General features: G+C 46.6%; 14 protein-coding genes and 1 pseudogene. 8 read left to right on the top strand and 7 right to left on the bottom strand.

All coding sequences use genetic code 11. The features are described 5' to 3' along the window. Window positions 1-62 precede the first annotated feature (62 nt). Complete coding sequence (locus tag ACWQXP_RS02085; protein WP_454061178.1) at window positions 63-1,589, bottom strand: cobyric acid synthase; 1,527 nt, start codon at window positions 1,587-1,589, stop codon at window positions 63-65. Between the two features lie 143 nt (window positions 1,590-1,732). Between ACWQXP_RS02085 and ACWQXP_RS02080 the strand changes: the two genes are divergently transcribed. Further along, window positions 1,733-2,587, top strand: coding sequence for a transporter substrate-binding domain-containing protein (locus ACWQXP_RS02080; protein WP_454061177.1), 855 nt, complete (start codon window positions 1,733-1,735; stop codon window positions 2,585-2,587). Further along, entirely contained in the window at window positions 2,584-2,976 is a 393-nt protein-coding gene (locus tag ACWQXP_RS02075) for a hypothetical protein (protein ID WP_454061176.1), read from the top strand. The genes ACWQXP_RS02080 and ACWQXP_RS02075 overlap by 4 nt, the downstream gene beginning before the upstream one ends. Window positions 2,977-3,082: 106 nt before the next feature. On the opposite strand, the gene ACWQXP_RS02070 is transcribed toward ACWQXP_RS02075, so the two are convergent. Continuing rightward, a complete protein-coding gene (locus tag ACWQXP_RS02070; protein WP_454061175.1) occupies window positions 3,083-4,474 on the bottom strand; it encodes a diguanylate cyclase domain-containing protein in 1,392 nt (463 codons plus the stop codon). 403 nt (window positions 4,475-4,877) lie between these two features. Here ACWQXP_RS02070 and ACWQXP_RS02065 point away from each other — a divergent pair, with 403 nt between their 5' ends. Then, window positions 4,878-5,294, top strand: a complete 417-nt coding sequence (locus ACWQXP_RS02065; protein ID WP_454061174.1) for a DUF3015 family protein — start codon at window positions 4,878-4,880, stop codon at window positions 5,292-5,294. 416 nt (window positions 5,295-5,710) lie between these two features. Next, window positions 5,711-8,227 carry an ATP-dependent helicase HrpB gene (gene hrpB / locus ACWQXP_RS02060; protein ID WP_454061173.1) on the top strand — a complete coding sequence of 839 codons (2,517 nt, stop codon included), beginning with the start codon at window positions 5,711-5,713 and terminating at the stop codon, window positions 8,225-8,227. A gap of 184 nt (window positions 8,228-8,411) precedes the next feature. Here hrpB and ACWQXP_RS02055 read toward each other — a convergent pair whose 3' ends face one another. The 3 genes from ACWQXP_RS02055 to ACWQXP_RS02045 form a co-directional block, all read right to left on the bottom strand. Next, on the bottom strand, window positions 8,412-8,699 hold the full coding sequence (locus ACWQXP_RS02055) for a hypothetical protein (protein ID WP_454061172.1): 288 nt from the start codon (window positions 8,697-8,699) through the stop codon (window positions 8,412-8,414). 431 nt (window positions 8,700-9,130) lie between these two features. Then, on the bottom strand, window positions 9,131-9,538 hold the full coding sequence (locus ACWQXP_RS02050; RefSeq protein ID WP_454061171.1) for an Hsp20/alpha crystallin family protein: 408 nt from the start codon (window positions 9,536-9,538) through the stop codon (window positions 9,131-9,133). Between the two features lie 77 nt (window positions 9,539-9,615). After that, window positions 9,616-10,080: an Hsp20/alpha crystallin family protein gene (locus tag ACWQXP_RS02045; RefSeq protein ID WP_454061170.1), complete on the bottom strand. Its 465-nt coding sequence runs from the start codon at window positions 10,078-10,080 to the stop codon at window positions 9,616-9,618. 263 nt (window positions 10,081-10,343) lie between these two features. Here ACWQXP_RS02045 and ACWQXP_RS02040 point away from each other — a divergent pair. Beyond that, window positions 10,344-10,565: pseudogene (locus tag ACWQXP_RS02040) on the top strand (hypothetical protein); the annotation flags it as partial. An 8-nt stretch (window positions 10,566-10,573) separates the two neighbouring features. Next, window positions 10,574-10,744, top strand: a complete 171-nt coding sequence (locus ACWQXP_RS02035; RefSeq protein WP_454062973.1) for a PDZ domain-containing protein — start codon at window positions 10,574-10,576, stop codon at window positions 10,742-10,744. Between the two features lie 120 nt (window positions 10,745-10,864). Here ACWQXP_RS02035 and pyk read toward each other — a convergent pair whose 3' ends face one another. After that, the gene (gene pyk / locus ACWQXP_RS02030; protein ID WP_454061169.1) at window positions 10,865-12,265 is read right to left on the bottom strand and encodes a pyruvate kinase; all 1,401 of its coding nucleotides are present in this window, start codon (window positions 12,263-12,265) and stop codon (window positions 10,865-10,867) included. A 234-nt stretch (window positions 12,266-12,499) separates the two neighbouring features. Between pyk and ACWQXP_RS02025 the strand changes: the two genes are divergently transcribed. Further along, window positions 12,500-14,815, top strand: coding sequence for a 6-phosphofructokinase (locus ACWQXP_RS02025; RefSeq protein WP_454061168.1), 2,316 nt, complete (start codon window positions 12,500-12,502; stop codon window positions 14,813-14,815). A gap of 51 nt (window positions 14,816-14,866) precedes the next feature. On the opposite strand, the gene ACWQXP_RS02020 is transcribed toward ACWQXP_RS02025, so the two are convergent. Continuing rightward, window positions 14,867-15,187: a GMC oxidoreductase gene (locus tag ACWQXP_RS02020; RefSeq protein ID WP_454061167.1), complete on the bottom strand. Its 321-nt coding sequence runs from the start codon at window positions 15,185-15,187 to the stop codon at window positions 14,867-14,869. Window positions 15,188-15,385: 198 nt separating this feature from the next. Between ACWQXP_RS02020 and ACWQXP_RS02015 the strand changes: the two genes are divergently transcribed. Then, window positions 15,386-15,592, top strand: coding sequence for a hypothetical protein (locus tag ACWQXP_RS02015; RefSeq protein WP_454061166.1), 207 nt, complete (start codon window positions 15,386-15,388; stop codon window positions 15,590-15,592). The last annotated feature ends 195 nt before the right edge of the window (window positions 15,593-15,787 follow it).

Genomic DNA, 15,787 nt, shown 5'->3' with positions numbered 1-15,787 from the left:
GCTACGATAGAAAAACACAACAGGACTGCCCCGCATCTCAAGCCTCTGGGCAACGTGAAACATTATGTGAGTCGGAGACTCGAAATAATCGGCTCCATGTTAACGTGCTTGGCGACGTGGTCAGCCCATCGATCTTGGGCATTGGCCAACCGTTGAGATACCAACACTGACACTGACAGATCAATTAAACCGAGTCCCTTGCGTTCACGGACCTGATTCAGCCACTTCCTACGAAAACTTGGTTGATCAAACACTCCATGAATATATGTTCCCCATACTTTCCCGTCTTCGTGACAGGCTCCATCAAATACCGTTGTACTTTGAGAGAGAATTTCAAAACATGGCTGAAGGCCTTTCATTTCAGTCATACCCATATGAATTTCATATCCTGTGATAAGACAGTCAGAGAAGGAATCATGAATCAAAGGTCGAGCATGAACCTGAACCGTCTTTTTCTCTGACAGCAGGGTTGTCTGCATATCTAACAGCCCCAAACCATTGGTCTCGTCTCCGCCTTCGGCTCCTTGCGGGTCAGCAATCCGGGCACCTAACATTTGAAAGCCACCACAGATCCCCACCACTTCAGACCCATGCCGTAACTGTCTTTTCACCGCCGACTCAAACCCTTCGTTTTTCAAGTATTCCAGATCAGCAATGGTGGTCTTCGTTCCAGGAATAATTACCACATCTGCCCCATCTAATTCTTTGGGGTTCCTTACATATCGAAGCGCAAGATCAGATTCCGCTGCCAACTGATTAAAGTCTGTAAAGTTACTCATATGCGGCAACAACAACACGGCAACATTGATCGTCGTTGAAGAAAAAGGCGTGAGTTGGCATCGGTCAACATCGACACTATCTTCCTGATCAAGTTCAAGATTTCGAAGATATGGCAGCACTCCTAACACTGGAACACCCGTTCGCGCTTCAATCATTTTCACACCATCTTCAAAGAGTGTCGCATCCCCACGAAACTTATTGATAATAATTCCAATTACGCGCTCCCGCTCCTGTGGTGCAAGCAAATCCATGGTTCCGATGACTTGCGCAAACACCCCACCCCGATCAATGTCCGCCACTAACACCACCACAGCGTCAGCCATTTCTGCAACCGGCCAGTTCACGATGTCCCGATCGCGTAGATTCATTTCCGCGGCACTCCCCGCTCCTTCAATGACGATCACCTCATATTGTTCAGCAAGCCGATCATAACTGGCTTTCACTAATTCAAATAATGCAGTCTTATTGCCAAAATATTCCTTCGCTTCTTGAGTCTTCCAGACTGCTCCATGCACGATCACTTGCGATTGTTGATCCGTCTGAGGTTTGAGCAGAATGGGATTCATATCCACGTGAGGTTGTATCCCGCAGGCTTCGGCTTGAAGAACTTGCGCTCGTCCCATCTCGCCGCCTTCAAGTGTGACAAAAGAATTGAGTGACATATTTTGTGCTTTAAACGGTGCAACCTTTAGTCCCCTTCGATATAACAATCGACAGAGACCAGCCGTCACGAGACTTTTTCCGACATCAGAACCGGTCCCAAGAATCGCAACCGCATTCGTTTGAAACGTACCTCCACTATCACTCATCACACATCATTCCTTTCCAATAGGTCCTACCTATTTCCAAGCAAATCCTGATTTTGTTCTTACCAACTAAACCCTCGTAGACTCGAAGAGTTTATGGTACATTCAACTATCGCTCACCTATAACCATTCATCATGGCGGAACTATGAAAACTCATCACCACGGCAGACAGATATTCGGAACTCTCCTCTTACTCGTCATCTACATCTGTATCATGAATGCTCCGGCAATCGCCGAATCCAAGCATTCTCATCCTGAACATTCCAGCACACTTCAAACAGTCCTCAAAAAGGGTCAATTACACATCGGAGTTTCGTTGTTTACACCCTGGACATTGAAAAATTCTCAGGGAGAACTCGTCGGATTTGAAATTGATATTGCCAAGAAATTGGCTAACGACATGGGAGTCGAACCTAAATTCCATGAACTGGCCTGGCACGACATTCTTCCTGCACTTCTCAATAAAGACATCGACATCATCATCGCGGGCATGGTGATTACTCCGCAAAGAGCCTTAAAGGTGAATTTCAGTCATCCGTATGTTGAATCTGGGATAGGACTCGCCACCAATCACCAACGTACCAAATCCTTTACCAGCCTGAAAGATTTGAATCAACCAGCCAGCACCATTGCCGTCGTCACAGACACTGTATCGGAAGGCCTGGCTCGTCGGGTATTCCCCAATGCCACGATTCAGACGTTTCTCACCAGCCAAAAGGCCATTCGTGCCATCACCACCGGAAAAGTGCATGGCTATATTGAGCTCAACCCGCTCCCCACCTTTCTTGCTCTTGATCATCCGGACAAGGTGGACACGCCCTTATCGAAACCACTCCTCTCAACAAAAGCAGGCTTTGCGGTCAACAAGGGCGATGCTGATTTCATAAATTTCTTGAATTCATGGATCATCGCTCGTGAAGCCGATACATGGTTAACCTCGGCTCATAAGTATTGGTTCAGGTCATTGGACTGGAGAAAAGACGCTGGAGTAAAAGAATGACAGACCGTCTTGACGGCCATGTGCAATGGTCCTCACCATACTTCTACGGCCTAATGCTCGCCATCCCGCTTCTCTTTGCAGCAGGGATTATCGAACAGTCAGGCCAACATGTCATCCTTCCTGATGAAGAGTCTTACCGCTCAAACTTCTCTGAGACAATTCTCGAATCATCGGAATGGCGAAAACCACAATCACCGGGGTTACCCTGGCGGATCCCACCTCGACCTGCATTAGAGTGGCGTACTCCACCATCCTCCAAATCCTCGAACCGCACGACCCACTCGGGCATTGAACTGTTCCCCAAATACCGTCCTGGGTCCCCAACAAACTTTGATTACATTCACAGAGAAGAAAAACCCCAGATCAAGATATTTGAATTTGGTTCATAACCCGAAACTGAAGCAATGTATTAGCACATATCACGGAGATGCAAAGCGCACCACGGCTGGTAAAGCCATTGCGAAGAGAAAACCGTCTAAAAATGGGGTAAGAAAATTACGAAGAGACTAATTGATTGAGCACAACCTTGAGAAGCCCAGAATCTGAAGTTACCAATTCGCTTTTTACCGCGCGATTTCGGCCATCGACCTTCGCCTGAGCCATGGCTCGATCGGCGGCAGAAAATAAGTCTTCAAAGTCACAGGGGAAATTGGAAGGAAGACTCACAACCCCAAAACTTGCTGTTATTGGAATACCACTTGGATTCGCCGTTTCCACAAAACTACGCAAACGATCGACTTTCGCCTTCGCATCGCCTTCACTGCAGTGCGGTAAGGCAAGGGCAAATTCATCATCATTTGTTCTCGCCACAATATCTTCATTCCTTGAAAAGGTCTTGAGCATTTTGGCCACATCTTGCAAAACCATATCTCCAATGCTTTGACCATATCGCTCATTAATGAGATGAAAATGATCAAGCCCAAACAGCACAAGACTGAACGCATATCCATGTCGATAGGCTTCATTAGCTCGCTGGTTACCAGCATTGAGCAGATAGGGTTTACTATACAGAGAAGTGAGCTCATCAGTCATCACCAATTGACGTAGCTCGTGTTCTTGAGTCTCGACTTTGTCTGCAAGATTTTTAATGAGAAGAAGGTTTCTGACACGACACTGCAATTCCTCTTCAACGGCAAGCTTCCCCACAAAATCATTCGCCCCTTTTTTTAAGGCGTCAGGAACCGACGAGATTTTTTTGGAACCACCGACCACCAAAATCGGTCGTTGAGATTTCGCGCCTTGGCTAGACCGAATCGCTTCGATCAATTCAAAATCTCGTGACGGACTTTTGTCTCCGATCGCGACCACGATCAAATCATAGTTTTCTTGCAGGAAGGCATCATAGGCCTTCTGCGCGGAAACAAATTGCACGACCGTGAGGCCCATTCGCTGAAGCATATCTTTCATTGACTTCGCAGCAGAGGAATTGCCTTCGACATACAAGATCCGCCCTTTAAAAAAACAATTCTTTTGAATTAACCCGATCAGACCAGTAATGTATTGAAAAAACCCACTCAAGTCTTGCTTGGAAAACATCTGCACTAATCCATCATGTCGATCAGGACTCACAGTTTGCGCGGCGTTTGAGGTAAAGACAAACACCGGCGTTCTCTGATTGTATTCTGATAACTTTAATCCGCCAAAAAACCGTTTTTCTGTGGTCTGATCTAATGGAAAGGTGACACAAATAAAGTCAAATGCATTTTCTTGAATCAGTTGAAGAGCCTCTGCCCCCTGACCACATGTGAGGACGGTCACATCATGATGTTCGAAGATTTTTTCAAGTTTCGTCTGATCCGGCAAACAGGAATCAGCGATCAGCACTCGCAAAGCTCCACTAAAGGTATGAGTCGCGCTAGGACTAAAGGAGGGTATTAACGGTTTCATAGATCACGCGGCAGACTTGATTACGACAATGCCGAAACCATGTCAATAGGTTGTATACGTTTCTCTTATAGCCGTTTCAAATAGTTTCCGCTGCTTCAAGCCTTGTACCGCGCGGAATTTGTTGTATTTTCCTCTTTGGAACTTATTTGGATTCGCTATAATAATCATCGGAATGTTGACGGTAAGGCTTAACACGTAAAACACGATGACCATGACCTGAAGGTTTTGTGTCCTGATTCCATAACGCTCTCAACCCATGAGTTTAGAAGGAAGGATCGCCTGGGGACTCAAAAATGATGGAATATTTTTGCCCTCTGACATTGACTCAGTACTTGACTAGAAGCCTACACTATGGTCACCATAAAAAATAGAAGATCAGCCACACGAACAAGGAGAAACAGCAATGAACCGTCAAATATTGACCATATTCAACAGTACGGTGCTCAGCCTCTTGGTCCTCTTTGTCTCAGGCTGTACCTTCAGAGCCACCACTGAATCACTCACGGATACCACCACCAATATTCTCTCTTCTACGACACCGGGGGCTTGGTTTACCGCCGATGGCCTGCTGAAGCCAGAGGAAAAGGTGAATGCATTTGTTTCGACAAATTATGATAACCTTCAGCAGAACAGCGCCCAGGGAGAAGGCGAATACCTGACCGCGTTGGGAGCCCTGCTAGAAATTCAAGAAGAAAACATGGGCACTTTTCATGCACAAGCACAGGAAAATTTTCAGGACATATTCCTGCTCATTGACCAGCATCCTCAATCCGTATCCACCATGCTCTCCCACATGCAAGGGCCTATACAGGCGGACTAAGCACTCGTCGCATTGCGAGGGCAAAACCCTTAAGAATGTGTCGAGCGACTCATATTCAATCTGCACACCGTTATTTTAGCGTGTTGCAGGACAGACAAAACTTGCGTCTTCTTTCATTTCTTCTTTTGACGATGAGCTTTTTACCCTATTCCTCAACAATTCCAATACTCGGCTCAACAATCGAGCTTCATGCTTGCCCCTTGATCATTCGAACCAGCAGTGGGCACGTTTATTTTCAGGACCAGGAGCTATAAACGTATTCCTCATGTGGAGAAAATTGTAAAGACTTCTTGATCGATCAATGTCAGATGTGCAAACTCACACAGCGTAACAACCCACTTCTAAACATTTGAAAATCATGGGACCGACTTATCATGTCTAAACACAGACGTTTTCAATAAACACGACCCAATCCTATGCCTCAACTGCCCATTGATACAATCATACCCAAGTTGCAACAAATCTTTGCCAGCGATCGAAATGTTGTACTCAGCGCGCTGCCAGGTGCGGGCAAAACGACTCGTATTCCACTGACATTACTCGATGAACCATGGATGCATGGCCAGCGGATGATTATGCTCGAGCCACGTCGTTTAGCCGCACGTTCGGCCTCAACGTATATGGCGTCACGGTTAGATGAACAGGTTGGGCAAACCGTCGGCTACCGCACACGCCTAGATACACGGATTAGCCGCGACACTCGGCTGGAAGTCGTAACCGAAGGCATCCTGACGCGACTGCTACAAACAGATCCGTCACTCCGTCCATATAATTTGGTGATTTTTGACGAATTTCACGAACGAAGCCTTCACGCTGATCTCGGGCTAGCCCTGTGCTTGCAAACCCAGGAGGTGTTAAGGGAAGACCTCCGCATCCTCGTGATGTCGGCTACTTTAGATTCCGAATCCGTGTCAAACATTTTGAACAACGCACCGATCATTACATGCGAAGGAAAGGTCTTTCCGGTGGAAACTCACTATGTCCCTCAAATCCGCAATTCCAGAATAGAGTCAGCTATCGTAAACTGCATTAAGCTGGCACTAAACCATGAGACAGGAAATTTGCTGGTCTTTCTTCCAGGGGCCGGAGAGATTCGTCGAGTCCAACACATGCTGCACTCAGCTCATCTCGGACCTCAAGTTATCATCGCCCCACTCTTTGGAAACCTGCCGCAACAAGAACAAGATCAGGCAATACAGTCAACACCTGCCGGCATTCGAAAAATTGTATTATCGACCTCAATCGCTGAAACCAGTTTAACCATCGAAGGCATTCGAGTGGTGATTGATTCAGGACTTATGCGAATCCCTCGCTTTGATCCGCAAAGCGGGATGACGCGATTGGTCACGATACCCGTCTCACAAGATTCATCAGAACAACGACGTGGAAGAGCCGGACGTCTGGAACCCGGAGCCTGCTATCGTCTCTGGTCAGCCAATGAGCAACTACGATTACGTCAACAAACGATTCCAGAAATCTTAGGAGCCGACCTTTCAGCATTCGCTCTTGAGCTTGCCGCATGGGGCATTGTCGACCCACATACACTCACATGGCTTGATCCTCCACCCGCGGGAGCTTTTGCACAAGCTCAACATCTTTTAACGCAATTGGGCGCAATCGATGATCAACATCGCATTACCCCGCACGGTAAAATCATGGCCGAAATCCCCTTACATCCCCGGCTTGCACATATGATTCTAAGGTCGCGAGAATTTGAGATGGAAACGCTGGCCATAGAAATCGCTACAATTCTGAACGAACGTGATATCCTGAAGTCCCACCCCAGTGAGCGAACCTCTGATCTTCGCGTTCGAATCGACCTGTTGCAGTCATCATTAACAAACAGACAATCCGGGAAGGGTGAAGGAGCAGGTCTTACAAGAATCATGAAATCGCTTAATCAATTGCAAAATCAGCTACAAATACCCAACAAAAACCGGAAAATCCGTTCCCAGACCAATTCTGTTGGCCTTCTTCTCGCCCTTGCCTACCCTGACCGCATCGCGCAACGTCAGAGTCGCCAAGCTGATCATTACCGACTGTCCAATGGCAAAAGCGCAATATTCCTGCAAACAGAATCACTGTCGACAGAAAAATATCTCGTGATTGCTGAACTGGACGGAACGAAACCTCATGCCCGTATTCTTCTTGCTGCCCCGGTGAAACTTGAAGAACTTGAGGAACAGTGTTCTGAACTCTTCTACGAAATAGAGTTTGTGAAATGGGATGAGCAGAATTTGGTTGTGCAAGCTCGAAAACAACGCCGCCTCGGTGAACTTGTGATCGAAGATTACCCCTCTCATGACCTATCATCTCCTCTCATAACCACGACCTTACTCCAGGGGATTAGACAGCAAGGTCTTAATTGCTTACCTTGGACAAAAGATCTTCGAAATTGGCAAGCGCGGGTCAATTATATTCGAAAAATATCGGGAGAAGAATCAGACTGGCCGGATGTGAGCGACAACTACCTTCTGGAAACACTGGAAAGTTGGCTTGAACCGTATCTGAATGGCATGTCCCGTTTGGCAGAAGTCAAACGAATAAATTTAAATGTTCCCCTACATGCCCTCTTAAACTGGAAACAACAACAAGCACTGGAGCAACAGGCCCCCTCGCATATGATCGTTCCAACAGGATCACGAATTGCCTTAGATTATTGTTCACAAGATATCCCTATTCTGGCCGTCCGACTGCAAGAAATGTTCGGGCAACATGACACGCCCAAACTCGCAGACGGAAACGGGAAGGTTCTCCTTCACCTGCTCTCACCAGCTCGGCGACCAATTCAGGTGACTCAGGACTTAGCCAGTTTTTGGAAAAATGGATATCAAGAAGTCAAAAAAGAATTACAAGGCCGCTACCCCAAACATCACTGGCCGGACGACCCACTACAAGCCCAACCGACTCGACGTACAATACCAAGACCGTAAAGCACTCTACGGAAACAATCTTCCAACGTGAAGGATACGAGTCAGAACCGAATTAGAGACAGGTTAACAACACTTTTACGTTTTTTGAATGTTGAGAAGTTTTTTTAACTGACTGGAATCAAGCAATAGCCCCTCACAAAAGAATTCCTGGTGATAGCTGCAACGAATTATGATTTTCTTGGGACTAGGCAATTTCCAGCACTTGACTAGAAGTTGAATGACTCTGAAATGTATTGAGAGTATGTCGTTTCAGTCGATGGAATAAAATGCAGGGATCGACGAGATCACCACACTGAATACAATGGCGAGCTTCAAATTGAAAATTTTGATAATCGGAAAACAAATCCATGCAGGTTTCCCGTACCATTGTTCCTCCGCAACGTCCACAATGTGGTTGCCGCAATTGTTGTAAAATCAGATGATACATCTCTGGAAAATCCCTACTAATTGACTGTAAATTCATCATTTTCATAAATACTCCTTATAAATATTATCTCAAAAGAAAATAGAGTGTTCATAGCTCTCATTGTTGTCTGATCAACTGACCCAAGACTACTACTTAAAACCCTTGATTAGTCACGGAATTTCCCTTGGGCTCTTACATCTCGACTCGCTCATATCCTTCAACTCAAAGAGTCTCATTCAAATGGAGGCCTGGGAGACTAAAATCTTGCATCAGACTCGAACCAAGAAACGACTACTATTACAGAGGAATTCATGTTCAGAGACTTGCGTAATACACAGGCGTATATTCCCGCCTGTATCAAATAACCGCACATGGGCTTTCGAATCAGAAACTTCTATAAAACCCACATAGAATAGATAGGAGCGACAGACAGACAGGCTAATCGAGAAAAAAGGGGATCATCGTTCAAGACGACCCCCTTAGATTCATCGACCTATTCAACCTTCCGTGATCTGAACCTTGCGGGGCTTGGCTGGTCCGACTTTGGGAAGTGTCACACGCAATACACCATGATTTAAGACTGCCTTAATGTTTGCTTGGTCAATGACCTCAGAGAGTGTGAATTGTCGAAAGTATTTCCCAAACTCAAACTCTTGCAAAATCGGCTCTTCTTCCGGAGGCACAGTGACTGAAGGTACCCCGGTTAAGGTCAGAACGTCCTCACGAAGATCAATCGTGACATCATCGGACTGGACACCGGGCATATCAGCTACAATCGTCAACTCCTGATCATCTTCAAATATATCGACACTCGGAGAGAACGTTCGACCGGGCGTTGTCTGCTCAGAAGTGGTTTTGAGTTCTTGTTTATCCCGAGCTTGAATATCTTGTGTTTGCGTAGTCATAGTTAACATTTCCTCCTTTCACATGATCATTGAATATGCCGAAGTCGTTACGGGCATGAGCCTCAAATGACTCTGGGTTAACCACTGATAGTGACCTTTCTCGGCTTAGCACTTTCGGCTTTGGGAAGTACAATCATGAGCATCCCATGTCGGTATTTGGCTTCGACCTGCTCACTATCGACATCTGTCGGCAAATTCCACTGTCTTCGGAATTTTCCAGCCTCGCGTTCTCTTCGGTGATACCTGGCACTTTGCTCTTCCGATTGAATTTCCCTATTTCCCGAAACCGTCACAGTTCTACCAGTGACGGAGACATCCAGCTCCTCAAGTGTCATACCAGGAATTTCTGAACGAATGTAAAAATTATCATGATCGTGTGTGACATTCAGGAGCGGATAGACTCCGGCTGATGGATCCAGCTCCCTCTCGCCTCGATGTCCAGTGAGCAATCGATCAAGATTGCGCTGCATTTGCTGCAATTCTGAAAACCCATTTAATCGATCATCAAAAAACGGCCAACCTTGAACTTTTCGAATAAGCATAGACATCTCCTTTCATTAGACAATCATGTGATAACGCTAGCCCTCAATCAATTCTCCTAGAGGATCTCTTTGGAAAAGATATTTCACTGTTAATATTGAAATAATTCCAAATTACTTTTAGTCAAGAGGTCGGCCTCGAAAAATATTACGAACATTCATGTCGTCGGAAATCCTCAATTCAGGCCTACAAGACCGGTTTGACACGACAGATACGCAGAGCGCTCTGGTCAGCGAGGTAATCGAGGAAAGCCTACAATAAGGCAGGGATCTACCACGGAGATATCATTCGTTTATATGACTCGGAAACCGTCACAGACACTCATCATCTGCGACCGTTGGTGACAGAGAGCATATCGAATTCCCCTATCAAATTACGGGCTCTTCGAGATGGTAAAAAGAAAAATCTGAAAGTTACAATTATAGAAATGCCCAAAGATATGAGCGCACTCGGTTCGATAGGGAAAGCGGTGGAGAGCACGCGTTAGCTGGCGTCATCCTCGAACCAGCTTTAACCGGGGAGAGGACGGGGGGCAAAGTCACGAAAGTTGCTTCGAGAAGTTCAGCTAGTCAATCTGGCATCCAAGCAGGCGATATTATTCTTGAAATGGATCGTAAAAACGTGAAAGATGTGGCCGACTTTCAACGTCTGACCAGAAAAATTTGAGCTAACAAAAAGTCTTGCTACCCATCCAACGTAGTCGAAGCATGATCTTCCTCTCTATTGCGCCGTAAGTCGTGCAAGAAGTGGCGTGGAGAGAAGCAGAAAATACGTCAAATAATTCAATTATGGAATTTCTCGAATTTGAATGGAATCGATCCGTTGCTGAGCTAAAACATCGGAAATAATCACGACTTTTTCCCCTGATTGAAAATGTTCATGTTCCTTTAAAATTTTAAATGCGGTTTGTAACGTTTTTTCGGGGTCTGAACTGAAACTGATTCGAAAGGGAAACACGCCTCGATTGAGCGTCATCGTTCGACGAGATTGGCTCACATTCGTAAAAGCATAAATATTAGTAGAAGCGGGACGACAATTGGAAACGAAATCAGCCATGATTCCTCTTCTAGTAATCACAACGACACCCTTGGCCTTTAACCCGCTTGCAAGCTGGACGGCCGCAAGCGCTAATTGCTGTTTATCATTGGAGAGCTTTAAGTTTTTCGCAAACTGTAATCCTGGGATGGCTTCGGTTTTGATCGCAATATTGCGCAAGTGTTCAATACATTTCAGCGGATATTTCCCGACCGTTGTTTCTCCGGATAACATCACCGCATCGACTTCTTCATACACCGCATTGGCCACGTCCGTCACTTCGGCCCGCGTAGGAATTGGATTATGAATCATCGATTCCAGAAGATGTGTTGCCACAATCACGCGCCTTCCATTTTCTGCACATAGCCGAACAATTCGACGCTGAACATTGGGTAAATCTTCCAGGTTAATCTCTGCCCCCAAATCCCCGCGCGCGACCATGATTCCATCCGACTCCTGGATAATGTCTTCCAGGTTACGGACGCCTTCCTGGTCTTCAATTTTGGCAATAATTTTTATCTTCCCGACTTTATTCCCCATGAGCTGTTTGAGTTGCCGAATATCCTCAGCTTCACGCACAAACGACAGAGCAATGTAATCCACATCGGCTTCGAGACCAAACGCAATATCTTTCTCATCTTTTTGCGTGATCGCCGGAAGATTGACACGAATTCCCGGTAAATTGACATGACGCTTACTTTTTAATACACCTCCATCAAGCACGCGACACTGCATCAAGCGACCAGACTTTTCAAGAACTTCGAAATTGATCAGTCCATTATCCACCGTAATTTTATCACCGACATTGACCGTCTCGATTAAATCGGCATAGTGAATGTGGATAGAACTTTCTTCCACATCCATTGGTCCACGTGCCGAAATCGACACGATCGCCCCTTGCTGTAAATCAAGGTCATTAGCGAGATCTCCCGTCCGAATTTCAGGACCTTGCGTATCTAAGAGAATCGGAATGGGAAATTCCACTTTTTTATTGAGCGTCTTGATGTGCTTAATCACTTTGGCATGGGATTCGTGGTTTCCGTGAGACATATTTAATCGAACAATATTCATACCCGCATCATACATTTTTCGCAGCATTTCATAGGATTCCGTCACCGGGCCAATCGTGCAGATAATTCGAGTCTTTTGCATAAGGTTCTCCGTGAAAGGACGATTATCGCTTATTTTGATGGTAATGCAAATGGGACAAAGCATTAAATCCGATCGGTATTGCGGTTGGTCGTGGCCATAGCTCACATTACCGACAGATCAGGACTGCCAACCCCAGTCTCGATCCTTTGTTTACGATCACGCACAAAAACAGTACTATTGATGATATTCAATCTTTGGTGAATCACAGGCTTGGCACAAAGGAAATAAAAAAGAATGCATGTTGATGGGGAAACATTAAATTTCGTGACAATTGACGGTCTCCTCGCCTATGGAGAGGCGATAGCGAAACAGCCACTTATGGACGGGGCTCAAGTCCCACCACTTCCTGCAAAATTTGGAGACCGTTCGAAACGTGCTCGAGAAGCCATGATCGCTGTTACCGAATTTGTGCACAATGCCCAGGTTGGATTCGCTAATGCTGCGGCTTACAACCAAGCAAGACAGAAGCTTATTCAAGAAGCATGTGGAGGCGATGCATTAGTGTTTTTTGCTGCCTGGAATCAGCTTCTTGCCAAAGGCAAACTTTCCCTTCTCTTACGAGCACCAATTGGCGCCACCAAAAAACCTACAAGACGTCGCCCCGTCGCGATCGTCCCTCGTGAGCATATGACACCTAATTTGGCTGAAGGACGGATTGTCCTTGATATCGGTGACGATCGATACTGGTTGATGCCTCGAGACTTGCGCGCCCGCACGCTTTTTTTCACGATGCGGCACGGAGTCTCTCAGATGGATAGTAAAAAGTTTCGTGTGGGACGCAGGTTTCGCAACGTGCTTGACCCTGTGCAGGGAATTCCCAAAGCAGAGGCTATAGGGACCGCCCTCGCCCGGACGTTAGGCCTCGTGGGCAAACAACTCGACTTTCTCAACCTTCATAACTACCTGGATTCAAACTCTTTCGTCCATTTGGTGAGTCAAAGTCCCAACACTCGCCAACTCTTTGACCAGGTCGTCTCTATCCTTGCCCCAGAAACAGCCGAGACCACACAGCCCACTACGGAATGGGCATTAGAATCACAGGACTTCGGATGGGCAACAGGCATCGAAAAGTCTGTCGAAATCGAAGAAGCTGCCAAGGCCTTTGGCGTCGATACAAGTACGGCACAACGACTGATTAAACATCCACTGTACAGCTATCCAGGAGGCCACTCGTTTTTTGAACTCTATGTGGAATTAGTTGATGGCTTTCATCAATTAGGTCAAACACATCAAGGAAAAGTACTCTGTCTGTACACGCATAGCTCAACATTGCGGGCCCTATTAATTTTCCTGGATCCTCGTCCATTCAGTGAAGCGTTTTCAGAATTTGGCGCCTACAAGGAAGGACAAGATAATGTCGTCCTCCTCACCTTCGAGCATGGACAATTATCAGGATACTCCACGGCCGTCGGACTTTCTGAACGAGAACGGGCAGTCCGTAAAGCCTGGATGACGGTAGAACAAGACCGCCTGACAAAAGTCACGTTGAAACCCCGTCAAATAAAACGTCTCGTTGCACTCGTATCAGGTGGGGATTTTGCTGGGGCCGGAGCAGCATTGAAGGAACTCCGCGTGACCGGAAATCGGTTGGGGCTTGAGGTCTATTTTGTTCATCACGGATTTTTGGGGTTAGCCAACAATTGGATTGAGAGGGTGTCGGAGGAAGACACGCGAGGCATGAGCAATCACGCCAGCAGCCCCATTGGTAGTAGTCGGTTTGAAATTTTCAAGGAAGAAGAGGCCCAACTCGCTGCGATCCATCATCTGACACCCTACATGAAAGATGGAGCGTTAATTGTCATGGGAGGCGACGGAAGCATGCGTGGGGCTCGCGCGATCTTTGAACGGTTTGGCACTCAGGTGGTTGGCATTCCTGGATCCATCGACGACAATATCGCCGGAACCACATCACTCGGTCTTCAGTCTGCTGTCGCCCTCGCAAACCAATCCATCGAATCACTAAAAGCCACGAGCGCGGCAATGGGCAGTGTGTTTTTTGTTGAGGTTATGGGAGCTGGTTCCGGTCATCTGGCGTTAATGTGTGCGTACCAAGCACGGGCTGAAGGACTCTTGGTCAATGAACATCCTGACCCTGATGCTTATATTGAAGACGTGATTTTAGGAACATTGAAACAAACATTAGGAGTTCGAAATAAAAGCCACATTATTATTGTGGCTGAACGAACGCCGCATCACCATCACCCTGAGGGTGGAGTCCATGGACTGGTGGACTATGTCGCCGGAAGAATCTCTCGCTGGACCCACCTTCAAACCAGACCCGGGTCCTATCCTCTTTCAGTCGCAACCAAAGCCACCATTCTTGGCCATACCTTACGAGGCGCCTCCCCAGCTCCGGTTGATAAAACCATGGCCCAACATTTGGCTTACGAGGCCATCCGGCGTTTAGTCGAACAGCCTGAGCACGTCATCGGATGTATGTTAGCCTATCGTGATTCAGGCATTATTCAGCCAATCCCCCTGCATGCCATAGCCTCCAAACCCTTTGACTGGGAACTATTCGCCCGAATGCACGGAACTGAGCTGGTCTAGCAAGAGAAGTGTTTCTTTTGAAAATTCATTTTTGGAATTTTCAACCACCGTTTAGAGCCGAGACTTCGGATGTTTTGAAAGTCGAAGTGGCAAGGCGGCTAATGTCAGCGCTGGGTTTGCAGCTGGAATAAATGGCCAAACGGATGGATCCACACAGTAGAGATTGTCATACGCGTCGAACTTAAGGTCCGTATTGACGACACCCGAGCCATTGCCACTCATGCGCATGGTGCCGCCGGCATGATGTACCGTTCCTTCGTTTCCATACGCCATTCCCTCTTGCTCAGTAAATGGAACGTCAGGTGACGACAATATCGCATTGCGTGTTATTCGTGCGTCGTCGATTGGACTATGGCCTGTAATAGTGGGCATCGTTATGGACTGACCACACACAACGCCTCTACTTACCGATAGTATGTTCGTAACTGGCCCATCTACAATCAGACTTTGCCTACTCAAGATGTCGTACCTTTTGAATTGACAAAACCGCACTGACTCCTCGACGAAAGCCCCAAGCCTCTAGTTAGGTTCCGCCACTACGATCTACTCAGACACGGCATTCAATGCACGGTGATCGTCGAGACCAACTACCGGAATAGCTTGCATGCCGTTCAAGGGTTTTTTGTGTCATTGAGGATACGGCTCGTGGAATTCACCCTACTGGGGCCACACTATAACACAATTTGTCGGCGACAGCGGAGACTTCTGATACTGTTGTTTTTGTCATCGGGCAGTCGGCCTCGACACGTCGTCTATAGCGAATTCAATGAATATTGATTGCTGCTTAGGACACATTTTAGCTAAGAAACATCGTAATTGTGGTCGTTTCTTGATTGAACGTACAGTGACGATAGCTCTAAATCTATTATAAGTGTCCTAAGTAGCAACGTTCATTGCATAATCCTGGAGGTTCTGAATAGGCATTCAACGTTGAGGACTGTCCCCACCTTCCAACCACTATACCCATGAATC

It is taken from the genome of Candidatus Nitrospira salsa (genome assembly GCF_965152625.1).
This window is presented reverse-complemented; position numbering and strand designations above follow the sequence as displayed.

Excerpts from the sequence above, each read along its gene's own strand:
- ACWQXP_RS02085 (WP_454061178.1), bottom strand. The coding sequence starts at position 1,589 with ATGAGTGATAGTGGAGGTACGTTTCAAACGAATGCGGTTGCGATTCTT.
- ACWQXP_RS02080 (WP_454061177.1), top strand. The coding sequence starts at position 1,733 with ATGAAAACTCATCACCACGGCAGACAGATATTCGGAACTCTCCTCTTA.
- ACWQXP_RS02075 (WP_454061176.1), top strand. The coding sequence starts at position 2,584 with ATGACAGACCGTCTTGACGGCCATGTGCAATGGTCCTCACCATACTTC.
- ACWQXP_RS02070 (WP_454061175.1), bottom strand. The coding sequence starts at position 4,474 with ATGAAACCGTTAATACCCTCCTTTAGTCCTAGCGCGACTCATACCTTT.
- ACWQXP_RS02065 (WP_454061174.1), top strand. The coding sequence starts at position 4,878 with ATGAACCGTCAAATATTGACCATATTCAACAGTACGGTGCTCAGCCTC.
- hrpB (WP_454061173.1), top strand. The coding sequence starts at position 5,711 with ATGCCTCAACTGCCCATTGATACAATCATACCCAAGTTGCAACAAATC.
- ACWQXP_RS02055 (WP_454061172.1), bottom strand. The coding sequence starts at position 8,699 with ATGAAAATGATGAATTTACAGTCAATTAGTAGGGATTTTCCAGAGATG.
- ACWQXP_RS02050 (WP_454061171.1), bottom strand. The coding sequence starts at position 9,538 with ATGACTACGCAAACACAAGATATTCAAGCTCGGGATAAACAAGAACTC.
- ACWQXP_RS02045 (WP_454061170.1), bottom strand. The coding sequence starts at position 10,080 with ATGCTTATTCGAAAAGTTCAAGGTTGGCCGTTTTTTGATGATCGATTA.
- pyk (WP_454061169.1), bottom strand. The coding sequence starts at position 12,265 with ATGCAAAAGACTCGAATTATCTGCACGATTGGCCCGGTGACGGAATCC.
- ACWQXP_RS02025 (WP_454061168.1), top strand. The coding sequence starts at position 12,500 with ATGCATGTTGATGGGGAAACATTAAATTTCGTGACAATTGACGGTCTC.
- ACWQXP_RS02020 (WP_454061167.1), bottom strand. The coding sequence starts at position 15,187 with ATGCCCACTATTACAGGCCATAGTCCAATCGACGACGCACGAATAACA.